General features: G+C 53.4%; 16 protein-coding genes and 1 pseudogene. 15 read left to right on the top strand and 2 right to left on the bottom strand.

Translation table 11 applies throughout. From position 1 onward, the window contains the following. Window positions 1–149: 149 nt before the first annotated feature. The gene (locus QFZ34_RS14460) at window positions 150–1,778 is read left to right on the top strand and encodes an alpha-D-glucose phosphate-specific phosphoglucomutase (RefSeq protein ID WP_307282218.1); all 1,629 of its coding nucleotides are present in this window, start codon (window positions 150–152) and stop codon (window positions 1,776–1,778) included. Window positions 1,779–1,890: 112 nt separating this feature from the next. On the opposite strand, the gene QFZ34_RS14455 is transcribed toward QFZ34_RS14460, so the two are convergent. Next, window positions 1,891–2,583, bottom strand: a complete 693-nt coding sequence (locus QFZ34_RS14455) for a winged helix-turn-helix transcriptional regulator (RefSeq protein WP_307282216.1) — start codon at window positions 2,581–2,583, stop codon at window positions 1,891–1,893. 152 nt (window positions 2,584–2,735) lie between these two features. On the opposite strand from QFZ34_RS14455, the gene QFZ34_RS14450 reads away from it, so the two are divergent. Next, complete coding sequence (locus tag QFZ34_RS14450) at window positions 2,736–3,899, top strand: acyl-CoA dehydrogenase family protein (RefSeq protein ID WP_370878851.1); 1,164 nt, start codon at window positions 2,736–2,738, stop codon at window positions 3,897–3,899. A 36-nt stretch (window positions 3,900–3,935) separates the two neighbouring features. Here QFZ34_RS14450 and QFZ34_RS14445 read toward each other — a convergent pair whose 3' ends face one another. Next, window positions 3,936–5,153: an Mrp/NBP35 family ATP-binding protein gene (locus QFZ34_RS14445; protein ID WP_307282212.1), complete on the bottom strand. Its 1,218-nt coding sequence runs from the start codon at window positions 5,151–5,153 to the stop codon at window positions 3,936–3,938. Window positions 5,154–5,464: 311 nt separating this feature from the next. Between QFZ34_RS14445 and QFZ34_RS14440 the strand changes: the two genes are divergently transcribed. The 13 genes and pseudogenes from QFZ34_RS14440 (at window position 5,465) to QFZ34_RS14380 (ending at window position 25,858) form a co-directional block, all read left to right on the top strand. Next, a complete protein-coding gene (locus QFZ34_RS14440) occupies window positions 5,465–6,682 on the top strand; it encodes an efflux RND transporter periplasmic adaptor subunit (protein ID WP_307282210.1) in 1,218 nt (405 codons plus the stop codon). Continuing rightward, window positions 6,679–8,631 (top strand): MacB family efflux pump subunit, encoded by a 1,953-nt coding sequence (locus QFZ34_RS14435; protein WP_307282208.1) that lies wholly within the window; start codon window positions 6,679–6,681, stop codon window positions 8,629–8,631. Before QFZ34_RS14440 ends, QFZ34_RS14435 begins: the two co-directional genes overlap by 4 nt. Before the next feature lie 232 nt (window positions 8,632–8,863). After that, window positions 8,864–9,247 carry a hypothetical protein gene (locus QFZ34_RS14430; protein ID WP_307282206.1) on the top strand — a complete coding sequence of 128 codons (384 nt, stop codon included), beginning with the start codon at window positions 8,864–8,866 and terminating at the stop codon, window positions 9,245–9,247. Window positions 9,248–9,330: 83 nt separating this feature from the next. Then, window positions 9,331–10,695 carry a PepSY-associated TM helix domain-containing protein gene (locus tag QFZ34_RS14425; protein ID WP_307282204.1) on the top strand — a complete coding sequence of 455 codons (1,365 nt, stop codon included), beginning with the start codon at window positions 9,331–9,333 and terminating at the stop codon, window positions 10,693–10,695. A gap of 22 nt (window positions 10,696–10,717) precedes the next feature. Beyond that, window positions 10,718–11,248: a copper chaperone PCu(A)C gene (locus QFZ34_RS14420; RefSeq protein WP_307282202.1), complete on the top strand. Its 531-nt coding sequence runs from the start codon at window positions 10,718–10,720 to the stop codon at window positions 11,246–11,248. Further along, on the top strand, window positions 11,248–11,838 hold the full coding sequence (locus QFZ34_RS14415) for an SCO family protein (protein ID WP_115051524.1): 591 nt from the start codon (window positions 11,248–11,250) through the stop codon (window positions 11,836–11,838). Before QFZ34_RS14420 ends, QFZ34_RS14415 begins: the two co-directional genes overlap by 1 nt. Before the next feature lie 390 nt (window positions 11,839–12,228). Further along, entirely contained in the window at window positions 12,229–12,735 is a 507-nt protein-coding gene (locus QFZ34_RS14410) for a hypothetical protein (RefSeq protein ID WP_307282198.1), read from the top strand. 15 nt (window positions 12,736–12,750) lie between these two features. Then, a complete protein-coding gene (locus QFZ34_RS14405; RefSeq protein ID WP_162802393.1) occupies window positions 12,751–12,927 on the top strand; it encodes a hypothetical protein in 177 nt (58 codons plus the stop codon). A 254-nt stretch (window positions 12,928–13,181) separates the two neighbouring features. Then, window positions 13,182–14,168 carry a sulfate ABC transporter substrate-binding protein gene (locus QFZ34_RS14400; RefSeq protein ID WP_370878850.1) on the top strand — a complete coding sequence of 329 codons (987 nt, stop codon included), beginning with the start codon at window positions 13,182–13,184 and terminating at the stop codon, window positions 14,166–14,168. A gap of 60 nt (window positions 14,169–14,228) precedes the next feature. Continuing rightward, a complete protein-coding gene (cysT, locus tag QFZ34_RS14395; RefSeq protein ID WP_115051527.1) occupies window positions 14,229–15,071 on the top strand; it encodes a sulfate ABC transporter permease subunit CysT in 843 nt (280 codons plus the stop codon). Continuing rightward, window positions 15,055–15,942, top strand: coding sequence for a sulfate ABC transporter permease subunit CysW (gene cysW / locus QFZ34_RS14390; RefSeq protein WP_162802394.1), 888 nt, complete (start codon window positions 15,055–15,057; stop codon window positions 15,940–15,942). Before cysT ends, cysW begins: the two co-directional genes overlap by 17 nt. Window positions 15,943–15,953: 11 nt before the next feature. Then, complete coding sequence (locus QFZ34_RS14385; protein ID WP_115051529.1) at window positions 15,954–16,994, top strand: sulfate/molybdate ABC transporter ATP-binding protein; 1,041 nt, start codon at window positions 15,954–15,956, stop codon at window positions 16,992–16,994. A gap of 274 nt (window positions 16,995–17,268) precedes the next feature. Next, a pseudogene (locus QFZ34_RS14380) lies at window positions 17,269–25,858 on the top strand (GH36-type glycosyl hydrolase domain-containing protein). The last annotated feature ends 105 nt before the right edge of the window (window positions 25,859–25,963 follow it).

Below are 25,963 nucleotides of genomic sequence, written 5' to 3'. Positions count from 1 at the left end.
GTCCGGACCCTAGAATACGGCGAAGGCTTCAACCCGTCTTTATTTCCCTCCCCTGATTTTGCCGTGTTGACCTGATCATCTGCCGCCTCATAGATTGCACCTGTCGATCTTGGACCAACCCGGATAGAGGCTAAAACTGGAAAGTGAATATGTTTAAAACCGTTGCCACCACACCATTCGATGACCAAAAGCCCGGCACGTCAGGGCTTCGCAAGAAGGTTCCTGTTTTCCAACAGCCCAATTATGCGGAGAACTTCATTCAGTCCGTATTCGACGCGCTTGAAGGATATGAAGGCAAAACACTGGTGATCGGCGGAGATGGCCGCTTCTACAATCGCGAAGTCATCCAGATCGCCTTGAAAATGGCAGCCGCCAATGGTTTCGGCCGGGTGCTCGTGGGGCAAGGCGGCATATTATCCACTCCGGCGGCGTCCCATCTCATTCGCAAATATGGAGCCTTTGGCGGGCTGATTCTGTCTGCCAGCCACAATCCCGGCGGCCCCACCGAAGATTTCGGAATCAAGTATAATATCGGCAATGGTGGCCCCGCGCCGGAAAAAATTACCGAAGCTATTTTCGCCATTTCCAAGACCATCAAGGAATACAGGATCGCTGAGAGCGCCGACATTGATATCGACACAATCGGCACGCAAAAGCTTGGCGATATGCATGTCGAGATTGTCGATTCGGTTGCCGATTATGCGGCCTTGATGGAAACACTTTTCGATTTTGAAGCTATCCGCGCCTTGATCAAGTCGGGCTTCACCCTGCGTTTTGATTCCATGCATGCGGTTACAGGCCCCTATGGCAAGGAAATTCTCGAAAAGCGCCTTGGCGCGCCGGAAGGTACCTGCCTCAACTTCGTGCCATTGACTGATTTTGGCGGCCACCACCCTGATCCTAATCTGGTTTACGCCAAGGAACTCTACGACCTTCTCATGTCTGCGGATGGTCCTGATTTTGGTGCAGCTTCCGATGGCGATGGCGACCGCAACCTCATCATTGGCAAGGGTATCTTCATCACCCCTTCAGACTCGCTTGCCATGCTGGCAGCCAATGCCCACCTTGCGCGAGGCTATAAGGCCGGGCTTAAGGGCATTGCCCGTTCAATGCCGACAAGTGGCGCCGCCGACCGCGTGGCGGAGAAGCTGAAAATCGGCATGTATGAAACCCCGACGGGCTGGAAATTCTTCGGCAATCTGCTCGATGCGGATATGGCGACCATCTGCGGCGAGGAAAGCTCCGGCACAGGTTCAAACCATGTGCGCGAGAAGGATGGGCTTTGGGCTGTTCTGCTCTGGCTCAATATTCTTGCAGTGCGGCGCGTGAGCGTGCAGGAAATCGCGCTTGAGCATTGGGCCCAGTATGGCCGCAACTATTATTCGCGCCACGATTATGAAGGCGTCGACACGGCCAGTGCAAACAAGGTTATCGACGCGTTGCGGGCCAAGCTCGCCAGCTTGCCGGGCACCTCCGTTCAGGGACTGAAAATCGCAGCTGCCGATGATTTTGCCTATCATGATCCGGTCGACAAATCCGTCAGCGAGCATCAGGGCATTCGCATCCTGTTTGAAGGCGGCTCCCGCGTTGTCTTCCGCCTGTCCGGCACAGGAACATCCGGCGCTACGATCCGCGTTTACATTGAACGCTATGAGCCGGACCCGTCACGACATGATCTGGAAACGCAAGGGGCGCTTGCAGATCTTATCCTTGCTGCCGAAGAGCTTTCCGCCATCAAAGCCCAGACGGGCCGCAAAGAACCGAGCGTAATCACTTAAAGGTGGAGGTTCAGGGCAGACGCAACGGACCTTGATTTGAAAACCGGATATCCGGCAGAGTCGCCCTGCCGGATATCTGTTGCATTACCTCACACTCTTGCATTTTGCCCGATCATGAAACGCGGCGCGGTTCCTGCGCAAACGGGCTTAGCCCCAGCCACTGCTGCATGGCTGCGGCAATTGCCGGATCGCCATCAAATTCGAGATTTCCGGCATCCACTTCGGTCCGGACCCGTGACAGGCCCATCCAGATGGCCGTCATGCTTTTCAATGAACTGGTGATCAGCAGGTCGATGTCATATCCCGGATCGAATCCGCAAAGGTCAACAGAACCGTCCTCAACGACAAGCCAGAAATTTTGCCGCGCTTGAGGCAGTTCAGGGTACAGAAATTGAATCGTACACCGGCGCTGCGGCAATGGTTTCGGATTGAGATGACGGCGCATATCCCACATCAGCAACGATGGATCGAGATTCTTCAGCGAAACCTTGGATTCCACCCAGCGCTGCCCCCAAAAACCGATCCCCATGATTACGGGGCGCAAATCCTCACCGGCCGCCGAAAGATGATACTCCAGAACGCCCCCAGCATTTGGAACAGTCATTATGACGCCAGCGCGTTCAAGCTCTTTCAGGCGTTTTGAAAGGAGTGCGGGCGACATGCGCGGCACGCCCCGGCGCAAATCATTGAAGCGTGTCGTGCCACATAAAAGCTCCCGCAAAATCAGCGTTGTCCATCGAGAGCATAATATTTCAGAGGCCATCGACACCGGACAGAACTGACCGTATCCGCCATGCGTTTCCATGAGTCCCCCTCAGGACTTTATTTTGTTTGAAGGTACTCCAAAAGATCGGGCAAGGGAACGGGCTAGTTCATTTCGTGAACTAGACGAAGCCCGTCAATGAGAGGATTTTTACTTTCACTAAAAACAAAAGCGAGGAGAACATCATGAACACCATGGCACATTCATCATCGGTTGATAATGCCGAGACACATTCTCATGCGAGCCCTGCCGCTGAGATTGCTCGCACATTGTCATCCGCTTTCGCCGATAATGCCGGTCATATCGATGCGACGGATACATTTGTCGCCGATAATTACAGGTTGCTCCAAGAAGCCGGCCTTGTCGAAATCGGCGTACCACTTGAACTTGGAGGTGGAGGCGCGAATGTTACGGAACTGGCGGAAATGTTGCGGATTATCGCACATGCATGCCCCTCGACCGCGCTGGCTTTTTCCATGCACACCCATCAGGTGGCAATTCCCGCTTGGCGTTGGCAGCATCAGAAACTGGCCGCCGTAGAACCTCTGTTGAAACGTGTTGCGGCCGAAAAGCTGATCCTGCTTTCCAGCGGCGGTTCCGACTGGATTGGCGGCTCCGGCAAGGCCGTTAAAGTTGATGGCGGTTATCGCATCTCGGCGCGAAAAATATTCACCTCGGGGGCTAATGCGGGCAATCTTTTGATGACGGGCGCCATGGTTGAAAATGACGACGGATCACATAACGTCATCCATTTTGCTGCTCCCATGAAGGCCGAGGGAGTGAGCGTCGTTGAAACCTGGAAGGCAATGGGCATGCGCGGCACTGGTTCCAACGACGTCATTTTCGATAATCTGTTTATTCCTGATAGCGGCGTCGCCCTCTCACGCAAGGCTGGCGAATGGCATCCTTTGTTCCAGATCATTTCCACAATTGCCTTTCCGCTGATCTATGCGGTTTATCTTGGCGTTGCTGAAAGCGCGCGTGATATTGCCGTTGGTCTCGCCGGTAAGAAACCCTTGAGCGCTCACAGCTTCAATCTTGCTGGCCGAATGGATACAAACTTGCGCGCCGCGCAACTGGCGCATCAGTGGATGGTGAACATAGCTGCCCGCAACGCGCCCTCTGCGACAACCGTCAATGAAACTATGATCGGCCGGTCTCTTATCGCCGAACACGCGATTAAAGCCGTAGACTTGGCAATGGAATTGGCGGGCGGCAGCGGATTTTACCGGGATAACCGTCTTGAACAGCGTTTCCGCGACATACAGGGCGCCCGCTACCACCCGCTACAGCAGGGCCCGCAGGCCCATTATGCCGGAGCGATGGCTTTGGGCCAGCCTGTGGACCATATCTTTTAAAGGGGATTTGGAAGGCGGCCTAAGTGCCGCCATCCTCTAATCAAAAACGATTGCAGGAGCGGTGCGCCCACCCTTGGCCAGTTTCAGCTGTTCCCAAACCTTCGCAGCGATCTCACGATAGACCCTGGTTTGCGGTCCATCCGGATTGCTGATGACGACCGGTGTTCCTGCATCCGACATTTCGCGGATTTCCATGACCAGCGGCACTTCGCCAAGGAATGGAACGCCAAGGCGTTCTGCTTCCTTGCGTGCACCGCCATGGCCGAAAATATCGTAGCGCGCGCCCGTATCCGGCGCGATGAAATAGCTCATATTCTCAACAATGCCGAGCAGCGGCACATCGACCTTTTTGAACATGTTGAGCCCTTTGCGCGCGTCGATCAGCGCCAGATCCTGGGGTGTCGAAACGATCACCGCACCGGCAAGCGGCACCTGCTGCGCCATGGTCAATTGTGCGTCGCCGGTACCGGGCGGCATGTCCACCACCAGCACATCGAGATCGCCCCATTGCACTTCGCGCAGCATTTGTGTCAGCGCCGACATGACCATGGGGCCGCGCCAGATCATCGGCGTTTCCTCGTCCACAAGGAAACCGATCGACATGACCTTCAGCCCATAGCCTTCCATCGGCTTCAGCACCCGGCCGGAAACCACTTCCGGCTTGCCGGAAATGTGCAGCAGACGCGGCATGGAAGGTCCGTAAATATCTGCATCCAAAATACCGACGCGCTGACCATTGGCCTGCAAAGCCAAAGCCAGATTGACAGCGGTCGTCGATTTGCCAACCCCGCCTTTGCCGGATGCGACTGCGATAATGGCGCCAACGCCGGGCACTCCGGATTTGACCGGCGCTGCCGCATGGCTGTGACCGGCATGGCCGGCAGCGGCTGGCGGAGCTTTAGCCGGTACACGTTGCGGCGGCACCGCGCCTGCCGGTGCCGGTCTTTGCGCAGGTCTTGGTGCAGGCGCAGCACGCGGCGCGTCATCGCTTGTCGGGCCGCCGCGTTTTTCGGCGGTCAATGCAACCACTGCGCCTTTTACATCGGGCATTGCCTTGACCACACGTTCGGCGGCAGAGCGGAGCGGCTCCAGCTCTTGAGCACGTTCGGCAGGGACGGTGATCGAAAAGAACACTTTATTGTCGGCGATAAAGATGTCTGACACCAGACCAAGCTCGACAATATTGCTGTTGAAATCCGGACCGGTCACCGTCCTCAATTGTTCCAGGACCTCGGTCTTCGTCACATCTGCCATTGCAATTCCATCCCTGTCATTCTTGGGGTCAGACCCTGACACTTCAGATAATGCAGTTGAGCAGAAACGCCAATGGACATTTGTACGCGGCCTGTCTCTGCGGGCAATAATCCCGCTTTACAATCGCAGTTCAGTTCCCGGTTGGTGGATCAGTTCGTCATTTTCACGCAATATTCATGGAGCAACCCTATCCGGCGATAAGTGAAAACTCGACTCGCGGGATATGTTCGATGTGAAAAAGCCATAATGTGGCGTTCTAGCCAAATCCCTCTATCGCCCATAAGCACCCGCATTTCCGTCAGGTCAGAATCATGCCTCAAGTCCGTTCCCGCTTTCGCAGCCGCGCTCTGAAACTGATCGTCTTCGCCATTATCGCAATTCTTGTCGTCTGGCTGTTGATGACAAAGGTTTTTTCCTCCGGCAAAGCACCAGAGCAGAGCGTGTTCACTGCTCCTGTCGCACTTGGTTTCATTGAGGAGACCGTGCTTGCAACGGGTACTTTGGAGCCGGTACAAATGGTCAATGTCGGTGCGCAGGTTTCTGGGCAGGTGAAAACGCTTTATGTTGAATCCGGCCAGCCGGTAAAGGCCGGTGATCCTATTGCCGAGATTGACTCTGTCCCGCAGGAAAATGCATTGCGTGTTGCCAAGGCGGAACTGGCAAACAGCCAGGCATTGCAGCGGGTCAAACAGGTTCAGCTCAAAAAGGCACAGGCTGCCTATGAGCGGCAGACCGCCTTGCTTGAGCAAAGGGCCGCCTCGCAAATGGCCTTCGATACGGCTGAGTCTGACTATTTTGCCTTGCAGGCGGAGATTGCTTCCCTTGGCGCGCAGATCGAACAGGCGGAAGTCAATGTTGAAACGGCCACGGCCAATCTTGGTTATACGCGAATCGTCTCGCCCATTGATGGCACTGTCATTGCAGTTGTCACCAAGCAGGGCCAGACGCTGAATTCCACACAAACCACGCCAACCGTGGTGATCGTCGCCAAGCTCGATACGATGAATGTGAAGGTCAAAATTTCTGAAGCCGACGTCTGGCGCACCAAGCCCGGCCAGAAGGTGTGGTTCACCATTATGGGCGATGCTCAAACCCGCTATGAAGCCGAACTTCAGCGCATCGATTTTGCCCCGCCATCAATCACCACCGATGCCAAATCCAGCGTCGAAACCGACAGCAGCAAAGGCACCGCAATCTATTATGACGGGTTGCTCACTGTACCGAATCCGGACTCTCGTCTGCGGACGAAAATGACCGCGCAAGTCCATATCATCATCGGCTCGATCAAGGACAAGCCAATCATTCCGTGGTCTGCCCTTTCCAACAGAGAGCCGGATGGCCGTTACAAGGTACAGGTCAAACTGGCTGAGGGAAAAACCGAACAGAGATTTGTCAGGATCGGCTTGACCGACATGATCAAGGCTGAAGTCGTTGAAGGTTTGCGCGTTGGCGACGAGGTTGTCATTGAGGGCGGCACTCCCGCGGCTGACGCCAGCAAGGCTGCAAGCAGCGAGACACCCTCGTCATGAGTTCAGCCCTGCTCGAAGTCAAACAGCTATCGCGTATTTTCGCGGCGGGCAGCGAGGAAGTCATTGCCCTCGATAATATCGACCTGACCATAGAAGCCGGGGAATTCGTCGCCATTGTCGGGGCCAGCGGTTCCGGCAAGTCGACCCTCATGAATATTCTTGGCTGCCTGGATCAGCCGAGCAAGGGCAGCTATATCATGGCCGGTCGCGAGACTTCCGACCTGACGAAAGACGAGCTTGCCGAATTGCGGCGCGAACATTTCGGCTTCATCTTCCAGCGTTATCATCTCATGCCCGATCTTGGCGCCATCGGTAATGTCGAAATACCTGCGGTCTATTCCGGCGCACCAAAGGGCCAGCGCCGGTCGCGCGCCATCGCCATTCTTGAGCGTCTCGGGCTTGGTGATCGCATGGACCATCGGCCGAACCAGCTTTCTGGCGGGCAGCAACAGCGCGTTTCCATCGCGCGGGCCTTGATGAATGGCGGCGAAATCATTCTTGCCGATGAACCGACCGGCGCGCTGGATAGCAAGAGCGGCGAAAATGTCCTCGACATTCTCAAAGAGCTTCATGCTGCCGGTCACACGATCATTATCGTGACGCATGATATGGATGTGGCCGGTCATGCGGACAGGATCATCGAAATCAAGGATGGCGCTATCCTTGCCGACCAGCGCAAACCGGACAGACCCGTGTCCACGACAGCCAAACTGACGCAACAGCCTGCATCTGCCGGATGGCTCAGCGGTTTTATGCGCCGACTTATGGAAGCACTGCCCATGGCTCTGCGTTCCATGATCGCGCATCGCACTCGCACAGCGCTGACCATGCTCGGGATTATCGTTGGTATTGCAGCCGTTGTTGCGGTTGTCGGCCTTGGTGAAGGCGGCCAGCGAATGGTGCTGAACGAAATCAATGGTCTTGGCGCCAGTACGATCAGCATTTTCCCCGGCAAGGATTGGGGCGATGAAAACGCCGCCAAGATTAAAAGCCTCGTGATTGCCGATGCCGAAGCCTTGAGCTCGCAGCCCTATGTAGACAGCGTAACGCCCTCGGTCTCGGCGACCGGCAAAGCCCAGTTTGGTAATGTTTCGGTCGACGCGACAATCAACGGCGTAGGAGATAATTATTTCCGCGTTGTCCAGCGTAAAATCGTGCAAGGCAGTTTCTTCGATGCGCGAAGCCAAGCCATGGGTTTGCAGCAAGTCGTCATTGACGACAATACCAAACAGGCATTGTTCAAGAATGTGGCGAACCCTGTCGGACAGGTGATCGTGGTTGCGCAGGTTCCGGTCGTCGTCATCGGCGTCGCAGCCAAGACCACCGGCGGCATGGGCGAGGACAAACGGCTGCAAATCTACATGCCTTACACAAGCCTCTTTACCCGGATAAGCGGTGCAGGAAGCCTGAGCGAAATCACTTTGCGCGTGTCGGACAATGTGGACACCCAAGCTGCTGAAAAAGCCATCGTCGCGCTGCTTGAGCGCCGTCACGGCACCAAGGACTTTTTCATCTTCAACAGTGATCAGATGCGCAAGACCATCGAAAACACGACGAAGATTCTCTCACTGCTCATGTCATCCATCGCCGCCATCGCCCTCGTCGTCGGCGGTATCGGCGTCATGAACATCATGCTGGTTTCGGTGACCGAGCGTACAAAAGAGATCGGTCTGCGTATGGCGGTCGGCGCACGCCAGATCGATATCATGTTGCAATTTCTGATTGAGGCTTCCGCGGTAACTGTGACCGGCGCAATTATCGGCGTTGGACTCGCTTTGGCGATAGGTGCAGTCTTCGCTCCCATTGGCAGTTCCTTCCCGATGATTGTCTCGGTCAATGCCATCATGGTTGCCTGCATCACCGCCGTCATTGTCGGACTGACATTCGGATTCCTGCCCGCCCGAAAAGCCGCACGACTCAATCCGATTGATGCTCTGGCGCGCGATTAGGGGCAGCAAAACGGACACTTGAACAGTGCTTTCCGATTTCGACCGGGTTTGCTCGACATGTGGCACGGTTTTTCAGAACAATTGGAGAAATTTGCCGAAGAATCGTCGATTCTTGCTCAAAAAAAGTGATCTTAGCGTGCAGTTTGGTTGTCGTCGGTTGCATTACTCTTTGCCGCATGGCTTTTCATCAAAAGTACAGCTATGAAAATGTTGGACTGCTAACGAGGCGATAATGCGCGAAGTTTGGAACAATTGGCGAATGGCGGTGCGCATGCTTTGCGCATTGGCGCTCGTATTTGTTGCCTTTGCCCATCAGCCGGTTTCCGCTGCGCCTGCCCTGGATGATCTTTCAGCCTATACCCTTCCCGACGGCTCTTTGCCCGTGCTTTGCCTGACCGATACCGGCAATGAAAAGGATCATCACAAGACAGCCTGGCATGGCACTGGTTGCGAGGCATGCCGTCTTGTTTCTTCGGTCATATTGCCCGTTCCGGCTACAGTCGCCAGCGCAAAAATTGAACCGTTACAATCACTTGCGATCAAGCGGGAAGCTGCTCTCATTGCGCGGCACGCCTATCCGCCATCCGCTCCGCCGCAAGCACCGCCATCAGTCTGACACCCATTGCGCCCTTTGGCGCTTGAATATGGCCCTGCCCGCGCAGGTCCATCTCCTTTGGCCGTCAGACGATTGGAATAATTATGGCCGTTCTTGCCGAGGCTGGCAAAAAGCCTAACAATATCAGTATATCTCTTTATCGCGCCGTGTGGCGCTGGCATTTTTTAGCGGGACTTTTCGTCATTCCGTTCATGATCAATCTTGCCGTCACGGGCGGGCTCTATCTGTTCAAGGACGAGATTGACGATACGGTTTTCGCCTATCGCAATATTGTGGAACCGCAAGGCCAAACCCTGGCTCCATCAGTGCTTTCGGAAAATGCGAGGGCAGCGGTACCTGGTTCAAAAATTGTCCGATACCGCGTTCCCGCCGATCCATCGCATTCGGTTCGTGTCACTGTCGGCACTTCTACTGAGAACGTTCTCGTTTTCGTTAATCCCTATAGCGGGGCCGTTCTTGGCACTGTTGCGGCCGAAAATGAATTCAATAAGGTGGTCCGGAATATTCACAGCCTGAAATATTTTGGCTTTGTTCCCAATAGGATAATCGAAGCTGTCGGAGGAATGGCGCTTATTTTGGTCGTCACCGGTTTTTATTTATGGTGGCCGCGCTCACAAACCGGCGGCGTTGTCAGCGTCCGTGGAACCCCTTCAAAACGTGTGTTCTGGCGTGACCTCCATGCCGTTACCGGCGCATCTGCCGGAGCGCTGATCTTTTTTCTGGCGATCTCTGGAATGCCTTGGTCGGGCTATTGGGGCGAGCAGGTTAATGCAGCGCTTTCCAGTGCAGGAATGGGTTATCCAACCAAGCTCTGGGATGATGTTCCCCTTTCGACAGTGCCCACTAAGGATGTGGTCGATCATGCTGGCTGGACTGTAGAAAACGCCCCCGTACCGGCGTCCAATACAGCTTCCAAAGGAGAGAACGTCAGTCTTGATCAGATCGTCACCGCTACCAATGAAGCGGGTATGTTTCCCGGCTATGAGGTTTCGCTGCCCAGGGGCAAGGGAGGTGTTTATACCGCCGCGATTTTTCCTGACGACATAGCAAGGCAACAAACGATCCATTATAACCAGTATACGGGTAAGCCATTGATTGACATCAAGTTTTCCGACTACGGCATTGGCGGCAAAGCGATAGAATTTGGCGTTGGGGTTCATATGGGTCAGTACTTTGGGCTGGCGAACCAGATCCTCATGCTCCTGACCTGCCTCGCCATTGCGCTAATGTCGGTAACTGCCATTGTCATGTGGTGGAAACGCCGCCCATCAGGCCGATTGGGCGTGCCGCCCATGCCATCTCAAACCAGCGTCTTTGTCATGCTGACCGTGGTAATCCTGGGCTTCGGCGTAGCTTTTCCGCTTACCGGCTTTGCCATCCTGGCCATGTTGGTCATCGATCAGCTGGTCACTCGTATCCCCTCTCCCCTGAAACGCGTATTCTCGTAAACATTCGAATTGGAGACGTTCCATGAAGACACTATTCCGAATTGCCGCACTTGCATTTGTCGCCACGTCCCTTTCCTTTGCAGCGCAGGCTCACGACCACTCCAAGATGGGGCATGACGCCCCAGCGAGCCAGTCCGAAGATGCAATGGAACCGGTGAAAGCTGGAGATTTGACGCTTAGTAACGCGTTCACCCGTGCTACTTTGCCCGGTGCAAAAGTAGGTGGTGGGTATCTCAAGATCGCCAATTCGGCCAACGAGCCCGACCGGTTAATAGGCGGCACGACACCTGCCGCCGAGCGCGTTGAGGTGCATGAAATGAAAATGGCAGGCGATGTCATGCAAATGCGCCAGCTCAAGGAAGGACTCGAAATACCCGCTGGCGGAACTGCAGAACTTGCTCCGGGGGGACTTCATCTGATGTTTATGAATATAGCCGAGCCGCTGAAGGAAGGCGACATGATCCCCGTGACGCTTGAATTTGCCAAGGCAGGCAAGGTCGAAGTTCAATTTATGGTGGGCGCAGCAAACGCTGCAAGCATGGAGCACAACTGATGAATATGCGGTGGGTTCGCTATGGTCTATGGGCGGCAATCGCTGCCCTTACCATCTTTCTGGTTCTTACTTACGTCAGTGGTCGGCAGGCCAGTACACAAAAATCAGTTGAACTGGGCACGCCTTTTAATCTGATTGATCAAAACGGTGCTCCTATTACCGAGGCCGCATTCAAGGGCCATCCGACAGCTCTGTTTTTTGGTTTCACACACTGCCCTGAGGTCTGCCCAACTACATTGTTCGAAATGGCCGGGCTGCTGAACACGCTTGGCGACGAAGGCAAGGATTTGCGCGTTTTCTTTATATCCGTCGACCCTGAGCGCGATACGCCGGAAGTGATGAAAGGGTATACTGCGGCCTTTACCGACCGGATAACCGGCATTACAGGCAAGCCGGAAGAGATCGAAAAGCTGGTCAAAAGCTGGCGTATCTACGCCAAGAAGGTTCCAACTGAAGATGGTGATTACACAATGGATCACACAGCATCTATCATGTTGCTCGATCGCGATGCGCGCCTGAAAAGCACGATTGATTATAAAGAAGATGCCGACGTTGCCTTGAAAAAGTTAAAGCTGCTCATCGCAGGCTGATTCCATCAAACCGTTCTCCTCCCGCAATCGGGAGGGGATGCCGGCAGAAACTGAAGCTATCAGAACATTTGTATACTAAAAAACTCATAATTTCCTAGAATTATTCTAAGCTATTGATATTTTTGAACGTTTTAAACATTTAGTATTTGACAACCGTTTTTTCAGCAGCCTTTATGCATTTGTACAATGAGTACACCCTTTGATGTTTGGGCCTTGAACCCGTTCGATTGGAGGACCTTATGATTGGTCTTTTTTTGCCATGCCAACGCGTGGTCTCTTTGCTGAGGCGTCAGCGTCCGTCGTTTGCTTTAGGCTCTGATGAGCTTCTGCAGCGATTACGCAATAGCCTGCTTGCTCCTACCCGCAATCTTCCGCAGGACGGAGGTCGCGATGTTTCCTGGCTTATCTGAATCGCGGAACCATACCGGCTGTTATTTCGATCGTGCTCCTGAAAAGCTGGTGCTCGAAGGATATCGCCGCTGGACTGCCGGATTTGAAACCGGCTCTGTTGTTGCATGGGAAATGGCCTATGGTCTCTACAGCGAGATTCTTGGTGATCGCAACGGCAATCATGCCTTGTCAGAACTGTCTTACTTCGTGCGTACATTGCGCCATTGCGCCCTGTGCCCGTTGAAAACATTTCCCTTTGGCTCCCATCACGTCTGCCGAGAAGAATGCATGATATTGGGACTCGTTGCCGGTCTTCAAAATTGCGACATGGTTGCAGCACGAACATGCCTCAATGCAATGGCATGTCCCTCCCGTCACGAGGAAGTCGAAAACGCTGCAATCGCATTTGCCGAAACACTCGTAGAACTGGATCAGGTGCTCCTGCCCATTCCAAAATCTGCGATCGACGACATTATTTCCCGCCCTATGCGCGCGAAATATCACTAAGGAAGGGGAGAAATCATGATTATCAGTTCGCGCCGGGAACGACAATTATCGGTAGCAGCGACAGTGCTATTGACTGCAGCTATCTTTGTCATGCCCATCAAACTACCCAAAGAAGATACAACACGCGCCGAGCTTGCCGGTTACGTCAAAATTGCTGATGCGACGCCCGTGAAACTGACAGTTCGCAAATAAATACCGCACTATTTTTGACGCTGGATCACGACAAGACCCAGCAATTCTTTTTGCGACAGAACCAACACGGCCAAAATATAGACGACTATTCCTATAGACTATGGCTATCCGGTAGAGTTTTCTAATTTTGTGATATAAAAGGAATTCTTTCTAACGCCTCATTTTCAGAGGCTCTGCTACCCTTCAGTTTCAATCACACGGAGGCAGGCATGAAAAATTCCCGATTATCGATAGCCTTCGCGACCGTTCTGCTTATGGCAACGGTCGCGTCACAACCAATGTCTGCTGCCTTGGCGGACACCACGCTCTTGAACGTTTCTTACGACCCAACGCGCGAGCTCTATAAGGATTTCAACGCGGCATTCGCAGCCAAGTGGAAAGCTGACACAGGAGAAACTGTTACCATACAGACGTCCCATGGCGGATCAGGTAAACAGGCACGCGCGGTAATAGACGGCTTGGATGCCGACGTCGTAACACTCGCGCTTGAAAGCGATATTTCGGCGATTGTCTCGGCCACAAAGAAAATTAATCCTGATTGGCGAACAAAATATCCCCATAACTCCGCACCTTACACATCGACCATTGTCTTTCTGGTTCGGAAGGGCAATCCAAAGGGCATCAAGGATTGGGGTGACCTTATCAAGGACGGCGTTGAGGTTATTACACCAAACCCCAAGACATCGGGCGGCGCACGCTGGAATTATCTTGCTGCCTGGGCATGGGCAAATGGCCAGTTCGGCGGCGACGAAGCCAAGATCAAAGAATATATCGCAACACTGTTCCAGCACGTTCCTGTGCTCGATACCGGCGCTCGTGGCTCCACCACGACCTTTGCGCAGCGTGAACTGGGTGACGTTCTCCTAGCCTGGGAAAATGAAGCCTATCTTTCGCTAGAGGAGTTTGGTGCCGACAAGTTCGATATCGTTGTGCCGCCCCAATCAATTTTGGCTGAGCCGCCCGTTGCTATCGTAGACGCGAATGTTGATGCCAAAGGGACAAGAAAAGCGGCGGAAGCCTATCTGCAATACCTCTATTCTGAAGAGGGTCAGACGCTCGCTGCCAAGCATTTCTACCGTCCCAGCGAGCCAAAACTCGTCTCGGCCGATCTCCTCAAGAAACTACCCGAGTTGAAACTGGTGACAATCGATGATCCAATCTTCGGTGGATGGGCCAAAGCACAGCCCTATCACTTTGGAGATGGCGGAACATTTGACCAGATTTACAAGCCGAAACAGTAAAAACATGAAATCCAACCTTGTGAAAACAGGTTGGCAGCCAAACCGCGATGGAGTTACCCAATGACTCCATTCCGCTTCAAGAGGCCAAGTATCATTCCAGGATTTGGAATGACACTTGGCTTCACGCTTGCCTACCTAGCACTTATTGTCCTTATTCCACTTGCCGGTCTGGTGTGGCGCTCTGCCGCTCTCGGCTGGGAGGGCTTTTTCAATGTTGCGATTGATCCTCGGACCGTCAACGCGATGAAGATTAGCTTTGGTACATCATTTATCGCCGCCTTGGTGAACGTCGTCTTTGGCGTTATTGTTGCCTGGGTTCTCGTGCGTTACCGCTTTCCCGGCCGCCGCATTATTGATGCTATTGTCGACTTGCCCTTTGCACTGCCGACCGCTGTTGCCGGCATCGCGCTCACAGCCCTTTATGCCAAGAATGGCTGGATTGGAAAATGGCTCGAACCCTTGGGTATCAAAGTGGCATTCACACCGCTGGGTATCGTCATCGCTTTGATTTTCATTGGTCTTCCCTTCGTTGTTCGCACAGTCCAGCCCGTCATGGAAGAAATCCGCAAGGAAGTGGAAGAGGCAGCTGCGACGCTTGGAGCAACCCGTTTCCAAACCATAACGCGCGTGCTGCTGCCGGGCCTTCAACCTGCCATTCTGACAGGCTTTGCACTGGCCTTCGCCCGGGCAGTTGGAGAATATGGGTCCGTTATCTTCATTGCAGGCAACTTGCCTTATGTTTCGGAAATTGCGCCCTTGCTGATCGTCATCCGGCTCGAGGAATTTGACTATGCGGGTGCCACGGCCATTGCGACAATCATGCTGTCCATCTCCTTCCTGATGCTGCTCGTGATCAATCTCATTCAGGCATGGAGCCGCAGGAGGTATGGCTATGGCACATGATCTGCCGATATCGAATGAATCTGCCAAGGCATGGCATCCTGCCACCACGGAAAGCCGCACGGCACGCTTTGTTCTCATAGCCACTGCACTGGCATTTCTCGGGCTCTTCCTGTTGCTGCCGCTCATTGCTGTTTTTGTTGAGGCTTTCCGCAAAGGTCCAGAAGCCTATCTTGCTGCTTTTGCAGAACCCGATGCGCTTGCCGCAATACGGTTAACCTTACTGGTTGCGGCAATTGCAGTCCCGTTAAACATTGTCTTTGGTGTCGTTGCCGCTTGGGCTATCGCCAAATTCGAATTCAAGGGCAAAGCTTTTTTAACAACACTGATTGACCTGCCATTTTCGGTATCTCCGGTCATTTCTGGTCTGGTTTACGTTCTGCTCTTTTCATCACAAAGCTTCCTTGGTCCCTGGCTGAAATCACATGGCATAGAAGTTCTCTTTGCCGTGCCGGGCATCGTGCTTGCCACCGTATTCGTCACCTTTCCATTCGTGGCTCGCGAATTGATCCCTCTCATGCAGGATCAGGGAACAACGGATGAGGAGGCAGCATTGTCCCTGGGAGCAAATGGCTGGCAGACTTTCTGGCATGTCACCTTGCCCAACATTAAATGGGGCTTGCTCTACGGCGTTCTTTTATGCAACGCCCGGGCAATGGGAGAGTTTGGTGCAGTTTCGGTCGTATCCGGGCATATTCGCGGCCTGACAAATACGATGCCGCTGCATGTCGAAATTCTCTATAATGAATATAATTTTGTCGCTGCTTTTGCAGTGGCTTCGCTACTTGCGCTGCTGGCGCTGGTGACGCTCGTTCTCAAAACTCTGCTGGAGTTGCGATATGGGGCAGAACTTCGCGCTGCTGGTGGACACTAAGGGGAATATTTATGGAAGTTCGAGTAAGTGGTGTGCGCAAGGAGTTTGACCGGTTTCCGGCGCTGCACGACGTATCATTGGATATAAATTCGGGTGAGCTTATTGCATTGCTCGGCCCTTCGGGATCGGGAAAGACAACGCTCTTGCGCCTGATCGCAGGGTTGGAAACCCCGACCGATGGGAAGGTTTTCTTTGGTGATGAGGATGCTTCCTTAAAATCAGTGCAGGAACGCAATGTCGGTTTTGTTTTCCAGCACTATGCCTTGTTCCGCCATATGACTGTCATCGATAATGTCGGCTTCGGTTTGAAAGTGCGGCCCGGCGCCAATCGGCCAAGCAAAGAGGAAATCCGCAGACGTTCGAGCGAACTTCTTGATTTCGTCCAGCTTTCGGGCCTCGAGAAACGTTATCCCGCGCAACTTTCCGGCGGGCAGCGGCAGCGTGTCGCCTTGGCCCGTGCCATGGCTATCGAACCGCGCGTACTGCTGCTTGATGAGCCATTTGGCGCGCTTGATGCCAAAGTTCGGAAGGAACTGCGTCGCTGGCTGCGTGAAATTCATGACAAGACCCAGCACACCACTGTGTTTGTTACGCATGATCAAGATGAAGCACTTGAACTTGCCGACCGTGTGGTCGTGATGAGCCAGGGGAAAATCGAACAGGTTGGCACGCCCGATGAGGTCTATGACCGCCCCAACTCGCCCTTCGTCTATAGTTTCATCGGCGAGTCGAGTTCCCTGGACGTGAGCATCCAATCAGGGACGATCCATCTCGGCGATAAGGCGCTTGATCTGAAAAGTGAACAAGCCGACGGAAAAGGCGTGCTTTATTTTCGCCCCCATGATGTGGAGCTTCTCGGCGGCTCTGAAGCTCGTATCAGTGGCGTCGTAATAGCCAGCCGGCGCGTAGGCGCAACACGCCGTGTCGAACTTGAAATTGATGGCACTGAAAGCCGCGTCGAGATCGAAATTCCAGCTGATCATCCCGCAAAAGTCGGCTCGCCGCTGGCATTCTTGCCAAAGCACTGGCGCGTATTTGGGAAAAGCGCCTAGTAACTGATTGGTAAAAGCCGGAATCTTCAAATCCCGGCTTTTATTTCAGCAAATAAATTTTTCGTCTTAGCGATTTCAGAGTCATTTTATTTATTGTTGCCGACTATCTCGGCGACCACACATAATTCGTTATGGCAATCTGACTCATTTTCATCAAAACTGATCGATAACAACAAAGTGGTGATAGCGTCATTGCTCTGAACCGATTAGATCGTAAAATGCCGCCTTATATTGCAATCTCGAAGATTTTTTTCTTCCAACAGAAACGAAGCAAATGCCCTCATTAAGCTTTTTTCCAGCGTTCGCATCTCAGAAGAAAACCGTCGGCCAGATTTTTTCTGTCCAGCCAAACCCGATCCGGGCACATTATAAGTCGATTGACGATTTGCGTGATCTTGGCGCACGGGTTGCCAAGGGCGAAGATGTTCGCCTGCCTGATTACGAGCCCATGGTTTTTGAGCAAAGAACCGTTGAAAATGCACGGTTGATCTTACACTCTTACCGATCTTCGGATGCCGCGGCCCGTAAAGGCGAAACCATTACCCCGGCGGCTCAATGGCTGCTCGACAACTACTATCTTGTTGACCAAAACATCCAGCAGGTCGAACGCGATCTGCCCAAGAAATTCATTCGGCAATTGCCTTCGCTTGTAAGTCAGAGCGATATACCGCGCGTTATGGCTCTGGCGTGGCTCTATGTGGCCCACACAGACAGCCAATTCTCGCTGAACAGCCTCAGTGCAATTGTTGAAGGTTTTCAAACTGTCGAGCCGCTGCATATCGGCGAATTGTGGGCTCTGCCCTCTGCCGTCCGCTTCATCCTGATCGAAAATGCAAGACGTCTTTCCTTGCGTGTTGAGCGTGCGCGGCGCATGCGCGCCTTTGCCAATAGCGTTGCTGATGAGATTACGCTGAACGCGGAAAAAGACACACTGCCCCAGATGTTGGAACAGTATACGACGGCAGCGCGGGACAGCACCTTTGCGACGCACCTGCTTTATCGCCTGCGTGGTGGCGCCATGCACTCCGGAGCGGCAGTGGCGTGGCTGGAAGAGGTGCTGGAAAAGAACGGCAGCGATGCCGAGGACGCGATTATTCAGGAACATACCCGCCAATCCACTGGCGGCGTGACGATGGGAAACCTTATCCGCAGCCTGAAGGCTATCGACGATGTTGACTGGATTACATGGTTTGAAACAGTCAGTGGTGTAGATGCTGTTCTGCGCGAAAATTCCAATTTCGACGCGCTCGACTTTCATTCGCGTAATGCCTACCGCGTTGCCATCGAAAAGATTGCGCGTCGTTCCGGCAAAAGCGAAAATGACATTACGCAGGCCGCACTTGAGCTTGCGCATAAGAGCGCGGAACAGACCGGCGGTGAAGGCGGGGTTCCCGAACAGCGCAAACGCGACGTAGGCTATTACCTTGCCGGCGATGGGCGGCCCGAGCTTGAGGCAGTTTGCGATTATACACCGACGCTGATTTTGCGTTGGGTGCGTTTCTACCGCAATCTTGGTCTTGCAGGACTATGGGTGCCAGCCTCCATTTTTTCGATCGCCATATTGCTTGTGGTCCATTACTGGCTGACGCGCGCTGGCTTGCCCCGCGATCTGGTTCTGCTGTTTACAGTCCTGGCGGTTTTTCCAACCATGGAAACTGCAAACGGCTTTGTTAATTGGATCATTCCAATGTTCATGCCGCCCACGCGGTTGATTGGTTTTGAGTATAAGAACGGCCTGCCTCCAGAGGCGAAAACACTTGTAGCCGTGCCCACATTAATCACTTCGCGGGATTCAGTCGATGAACACATCCGTAATCTCGAAGTTCACTATCTGACCAATCCGCGAGGCGAAGTCTATTTCGCACTGCTGACGGATTGGGCGGACAGCAAAGTTGAACAAAGCGACGATGATCTGGACATATTGGATTATGCCCGCGAAAAAATCACCGCGCTCAACAACCATTATACACAGAGCAATCCCCGGTTTTTCCTCCTTCATCGCAAGCGCCTTTTCAATGCCCAAGAAAATCGCTGGATGGGTTGGGAGCGCAAGCGCGGTAAACTGCATGAGCTGAACCTGCTGCTACGCGGTGATAAAGATACTACCTATTTCCCCTCCAATGAAGTTATCCCGACCGACATCAAGTTCGTGATGACACTGGATTCGGACACACGTCTTACACCTGATTCAGTCAACCGCCTTGCGGGCAAGCTCATCCATCCCCTCAACCGTCCGATTTACAGCGAGAAAGCCGGTCGCATTGTAAGTGGTTATGCAATTTTGCAACCGCGCGTCACGCCGTCGCTGACGACTGGTGACGATGCCTCCTTCCTGCAACGGGTATTCTCCGTCAATCGCGGCATTGACCCTTATGTCTTTGCGGTTTCTGACGTTTATCAGGATGTCGTTGGCGAAGGCACGTTCACCGGCAAAGGCCTTTATGACATCGATTTCTTCGAGCTCGCCCTTGATGGCAAAATTGGTGAAAACACAATCCTGAGCCACGATTTGCTCGAAGGTGGTTATGCCCGTGCGGCTTTGGTCAGCGATGTGGAAGTCGTCGAAGACTATCCTACCGGCTATAATGTCGATATTTCGCGTCACCACCGCTGGACCCGTGGTGACTGGCAATTATTACCGTACCTGTTCAGCACCAAGCCTGGAATTACCGCTGTTACCCGATGGAAAATGGTGGATAATCTGCGCCGTTCGCTGACGCCGATTTTCTGGATTCTGGCATCCATTGCAGCTTGGACATTGCTGCCGCCCGGCATCGCTGCCTTGTGGCAGTTCTTCATGATTTTCAGCATGTTCATCGTACCAACGATGATCCTGTTCACCAATCTTGTGCCTACGGACATGAACCTTTCACTAAAGGGGCATTTCCAAGCCATTTTAACGGACATATTTGCTGGTGCTGCGGATATTGCCCTGCGCATTACCTTCATTGCCAACATGGCTTGTCTCATGGCAGATGCAATTGCGCGTACTTTGTACCGCCTGTTTGTCTCGCGCAAAAACCTTCTGGAGTGGCGCGCTGCCGCCCAAGCCAAAACAAGCTCGCCTGACACGTTGCAATATTATACTCGTCTGATGTGGCCAGCGGTCATCGTTGCACTGGTTGCAATTATCCTGCCGCTCGCTGGCCATAGCCGCGCCTGGATGCTTGCGGTCCCGTTTGCCGCAATCTGGTTTTTCTCGCCGGTTATTGCCTGGCTGGTCAGTCGGTCTGCCAAGCCTCTGGACGATCTGATCGTGCGATCATCCGACAAGGGCGAATTGCGCCGTTTTGCCCGCCGGACCTGGCATTATTACGATACATTCGTAACCAAGGAACAAAACTTCATTCCTCCAGATAACTTCCAGGAAGATCCCTTTCCCGTTATCGCAACGCGTACCTCGCCAACCAATATCGGCATGTATTTGCTCTCAACTGTTGCCGCCCGTGACTTCGGCTGGATCAGCTTCAACGAAACATTGACGCGTATTGGCGATACAATCGACACGCTCGAAAAAATGGAGAAGTATCGCGGCCATCTTTATAACTGGTACGAAACAACGACACTTCGCCCGCTGCTCCCGCTATACGTATCAGCGGTAGATAGCGGTAATCTCGCCGGTCATCTTGTTGCTCTGTCTTCCGCTCTGGAAAAATGGGCGGAAGCGCCGTCTGTCTATCTTCAAAGTGAGCTCGACGGGATTCTTGATGTTAGCGATATCCTTGAAGAAACAGTTGCCGAAATTCCGGATGACCGCCGTGTTCTGCGGCCTCTCCGCCGCCGTCTTGAAGAGCGTGTGGCCAATTTCCGCCGGGCAATTACAACGATCAAGGAAGAGCCTGAGACCGCATCGCTCCGGACAATCAATCTTGCTCTGTTCGCGGGCGATATTCAACGCCTGACCGAAGAGCTGCATGGTGAGCTAGAGACACCGATAAGTCTCACGGCGAATGAATGGGCGCTGCTTTTGGTCAAAACCTGCCAGGGTCATACTGACGATGCCATGGGCGGCCATGAAAGCACCGACGTTTTGCGTGAAAGGCTTGTTTCTCTCGCAACACGTGCTCGTCAATTGGCCTTCGATACCGACTTCACCTTCCTTGAGCGGAAGGAACGCCGCTTGCTTTCCATCGGCTTCCGGGTTGAAACCAATGAACTCGACGCAAGTTGCTATGAACCTTCTCGCGTCCGAGGCGCGATTGGCCAGCCTTTTTGCTATCGCCAAAGGTGACATACCTGTCGACCATTGGTTCAAGCTCGGCCGGTTGCTCGTCCCAGTGGGCTGGCGCGGAGCGCTGATCTCCTGGTCCGGCTCGATGTTCGAGTATCTGATGCCACCCCTCGTCATGATCGAACCCCTCGGATCGATGCTTGACCAGACCAACAAGCTGATCGTGCAACGTCAGATCGAATATGGCGACTCCAAGGGATTGCCATGGGGCATTTCGGAAGCGGCTTACAATGCGCGCGATCCGGAAATGAATTACCAGTACACCAATTTTGGTGTGCCGACCCTCGGCTTGAAACGCGGCCTGTCCAAGAATTATGTAGTCGCCCCTTATGCAAGCATCATGGCAAGCCAGTATCAGCCAGCGGCCGCTGTCAAGAACCTGAACCGCCTGCGTGAGATGGGAGCGCTTGGAAAATACGGCTTTTATGATGCCGTTGATTTCACCAAATCGCGTGTTCGCGAAGACGAGGAATACGCAATCGTACGCAACTACATGGCGCATCATCACGGCATGTCGATTGTAGCAGTCAACAATGTTGTCTTCGAAGGCCGTATGCGGGAACGCTTCCACGCTGATCCGGTTATCGAAGCCGCCGAGCTTTTGTTGCAGGAAAAAGCTCCACGCGAAATACCGGTATTACAGGCCAAAGCCGACAATCCCATGCGTAAAGCTGTCGAAAGTTCGGAAGAACCGGCTTCAATCCGTTATATTCCGAACCCAATGACCGCACCTTGTGCGACCCAGATCATGTCCAACGGACATTATTCTGTGATGGTCACGGCAAATGGTGGCGGATATAGCCGCTGGAATGGTCTGGCCATCACGCGATTCCAGCCTGATCCTATAGAGAGTGGCTATGGTACATTTCTCTTCCTGCGCGACATGGAAAACGGAGAATGGTGGTCCGCCACCAGCGACCCAGTTCGCTTGGCAGGAGAGAAAAGCACCACGATCTTTACCGATTACAAGGCTGAATTCATCAAGGAAACGGGTACGATCCACTCTACTGTGGAAACTATCGTTGCCTCCGATTCCGATGGTGAAGGCCGCCGCATCGTTATTACCAACACTGGTACCAAGGATCGTATCATCGAAGTTACGTCCTATGCCGAATTGGTTTTGACCAATGACGACACAGATACCGCTCATCCGGCTTTTGCGAAAATGTTCGTGGAAACGGAGATCGATGAACGCGGCGATGCCATTTATGCAACGCGCCGCAAACGAGGTGTGGATGACCCCGATATTCACGTTGCCCACGTCGTTAGCGATGGCTCGGGCGCTATGCGTGAAGTGCAGGTCGAAACCGACCGCCGGGCATTTATAGGTCGGGGGCGTACCCTTCGCAATCCAGTGGTATTCGACGAAGGCGTCACTTTGAGCGGCAATCATGGGTTCGTTCTCGACCCTATTGCCTCCCTGCGATGCCGCGTTCGCGTTCCGGCGCACAAGAAAGTTTCTTTGGTATTCTGGACGCTTGTAAGACCCAACCGCCAGGAGCTTGAAGAAGTGGTCGCCCGCTTCCGTCATCCGGATTGCTTCGCTCGCGAATTCTCGTTGTCCTGGACAAGTTCGCAGGTCCGTCTACATCATATCGGCATTAACCCCGATGAAGCAGCTGTCTTCCAGCGTGTGGCGACCAATCTGATTTACCCGGAAAAATCGTTGCGGTTGCCTTCGAGCAGCATTGCAAGCGGTCTGGGCAGTCAATCTGAACTCTGGCCAATGTCGATTTCAGGCGATTTTCCGATCCTCGCGCTGCGTATCGACGACGAAGCTGATATGGAAACGCTGAGAAACATTCTCAAAGCGCACGAATATTGGCGGGCAAAAGGACTGGTGGTCGACGTTGTTGTAATCAACGAACGCTCTTTCTCATATGCTCAGGATTTCCAGCGTGGACTGGAGGCGATCTGTGAGAATAGCCGCGCACGCGGCGGTCAGTATGGGCCCCGGGTTCACATCTTCACTGTTCGCAAGGATCAGATGAGTGATGCCAGCTACAATACGCTTCTGGCCTCGGCCCGTATCGTATTGCACGCTCAAAATGGCTCGCTTTCCGAACAGTTGAACCGTGTTACTGAACTGAATGCCGAAGCGTTCCCGGCATCCGACATCAAAAGCAAAGCACTGATCGAGGCCGAAACAGATGATCTGCATGGCGTTGCACCAGCGCCGAGCCAGCTTATAGGCAAAGTCCCAGCTAAAACATCAGGCGATGATCTTCAGTTCTGGAATGGTTTTGGCGGGTTTGATCTGGGGACCGGCGAATATGTCGTGCGTTTGAGCGGACTGGCTTGCACGCCGCAGCCATGGATCAATGTGATTTCCAATTCCAGTTTTGGCTTCCATGTTTCTGCGGAAGGTGCTGGCTTTACATGGTCGGGCAATAGCCGTGACTATCAATTGACGCAGTGGTCGAATGATCCGGTAATCAATCGCTCCGGTGAAGCTATCTATGTCGTGGACCTTGATGCGAATACGGCATTCGCTCCAACTGCATCGGTTTTGCGTGACCCATCGGTTCAATATGAAACACGCCACGGACAAGGTTACTCAACCTTCATTTCCAAACATGGCAATATCGGACTTGAACTGACGCATACGATCGACCCTGTGCTACCGGTCAGGGTTTCCAGCCTGAAAATCACCAATCACGGTCGATCATCCAAACAGCTTCGCATTTACGGCTTCGTTGAGTGGATGCTCGGCAATGTTCGCGCAAAGACCGCCCCCTTCATCGTGCCGTCTTACGATAGCGAGAAGGGAGTTCTGTTTGCCCGAAATCCTTACGGGGTCGAACGACGCAATCAGATGGCTTTCTTTGCAAGCAGCGTGAAGCCACAATCCGTCACCGCGGATCGGACAGAATTTTTGGGAAATCTTGGCTCGGTAGAGCGTCCCGCGGCTGTTCTAGAGGCAAAGCGGCTGTCCAATCTGGTGGAAGCTGGCGGCGACCCTTGTGCCGCGCTTGCGGTGGATATTGAGGTTGGCCCCGGCGAAACCAAGGAAGTGCTGTTCTATATGGGCGACACGGGAAACACTGAAGATGCCCACAAGATACTTGCCGAGCACGCAACCCGTACGTTTGAAGACACATTGTTGGCTTCCAAGGCGATCTGGGCCGACTTCCTTGACGGTCTTCAGGTTGACACGCCCGACGACGCTTTCGACATCATGGTCAACCGGTGGCTGCCCTATCAAAGTCTGGCTTGCCGTATATGGGCGCGCTCGGCATTCTATCAAGCCAGTGGCGCTTTCGGGTTCCGCGATCAGTTGCAGGACACATTGTCGATGCTGATCCTCGACCCAGCGCTTGCCCGCAAGCAAATCCTGAATGTCTCAGCACGACAATTCAAGGAAGGTGATGTTCAGCATTGGTGGCTTCCGACAACCGGAGCCGGTGTGCGGACAAAGATTTCCGACGACGTGGTCTGGCTTGGCTATGCAATCGCGCATTACACGTCCGTGACAGGCGATATGAGCATTCTTGATGAGCAAGTTGCCCTTATCGAAGGACGTGCTCTGGAAGAAGCCGAACACGATGCCTTTTATCAGCCGACAATTTCCACCGAGATTGTCAGCGTCTACGAGCATGCTGCCAGAGCGCTTGATCTTGCTGTTGCCCGTACAGGCAGCAATGGATTGCCACTTATGCTGACCGGCGACTGGAACGACGGCATGAACCGTGTCGGCGAAGAGGGCAAAGGCGAGAGCGTGTGGCTTGGCTGGTTCCTGATCAGCACCTTGCGCGATATGTTGCCTATAGCTGAACGCTATAATGATGCTGAGCGTGTAAAACGCTGGCAAGCACATATAGAAAGCGTGAAGGCTTCATTGGAAAAGAATGCTTGGGACGGAGAATGGTATCGCCGCGGCTATTTCGATGATGGCTCTCCATTGGGCTCAAAGATGAGCGAGGAATGCAAGATCGATTCTATCGCTCAATCTTGGAGCGTCCTTTCCGGTTATGGCGATCCGGACCGGGCCAAGCAGGCAATGGGATCGGTCGCCACCCATCTGATTGACGAAGAAGCACAGGTCGTCAAACTGTTTACGCCTCCGTTCAACAAATCGCGCCACGATCCGGGTTATATCAAGAGCTATCCGGTTGGTGTGCGCGAGAATGGCGGACAATATACGCACGCGGCAACTTGGGCGGTTCTGGCAATGGCCAAACTCGGCAATGCCGATGAAGCCTATCGCTGGTTCAGCATGCTTAACCCGGTCAATCACTCCCTTAATGCTGACAAGGCTGAGTCGTATCGTGTTGAACCCTATGTCGTCGCTGCGGATGTTTACTCAGTCGATCCCATGCGCGGTCGCGGTGGCTGGACTTGGTATACGGGCTCCGCTGGCTGGTTATATCGCGTTGCGACGGAAGGAATTCTTGGCATTACCCGACAAGCCGACCGATTATTCGTTGATCCGGCCCTGCCCTCCACATGGGATGGCTTCAGCTTTGTCTTGCGCAATGGTGATGCCAAATATTCAGTTGAGGTCAAACCACTTGCCAGCGGAACCAAGAAGATTACAGTCAATGGAAAGAAGCTGACAAAGCCAGAAGGCGGTATTCCCATGGAGACATCCGGCGAACACAAGGTCACCGTGGAAGTGCCAAGAGTGAGCTAGCTCACCTTTTACAGAGAAACCGCCGTAATCGCCGCCGATGAAATTCATTGGCGGCGATTTCTTTATAACCAAATTTAAAGGCGTCCTCAGTTGAGAAAATTTGCA

The organism is Phyllobacterium ifriqiyense, from assembly GCF_030817885.1.
Classification (GTDB): domain Bacteria; phylum Pseudomonadota; class Alphaproteobacteria; order Rhizobiales; family Rhizobiaceae; genus Phyllobacterium; species Phyllobacterium ifriqiyense.
The sequence above is the reverse complement of the archived record's forward strand: the minus strand, read 5'-3'. Positions and strand labels throughout refer to the sequence as shown.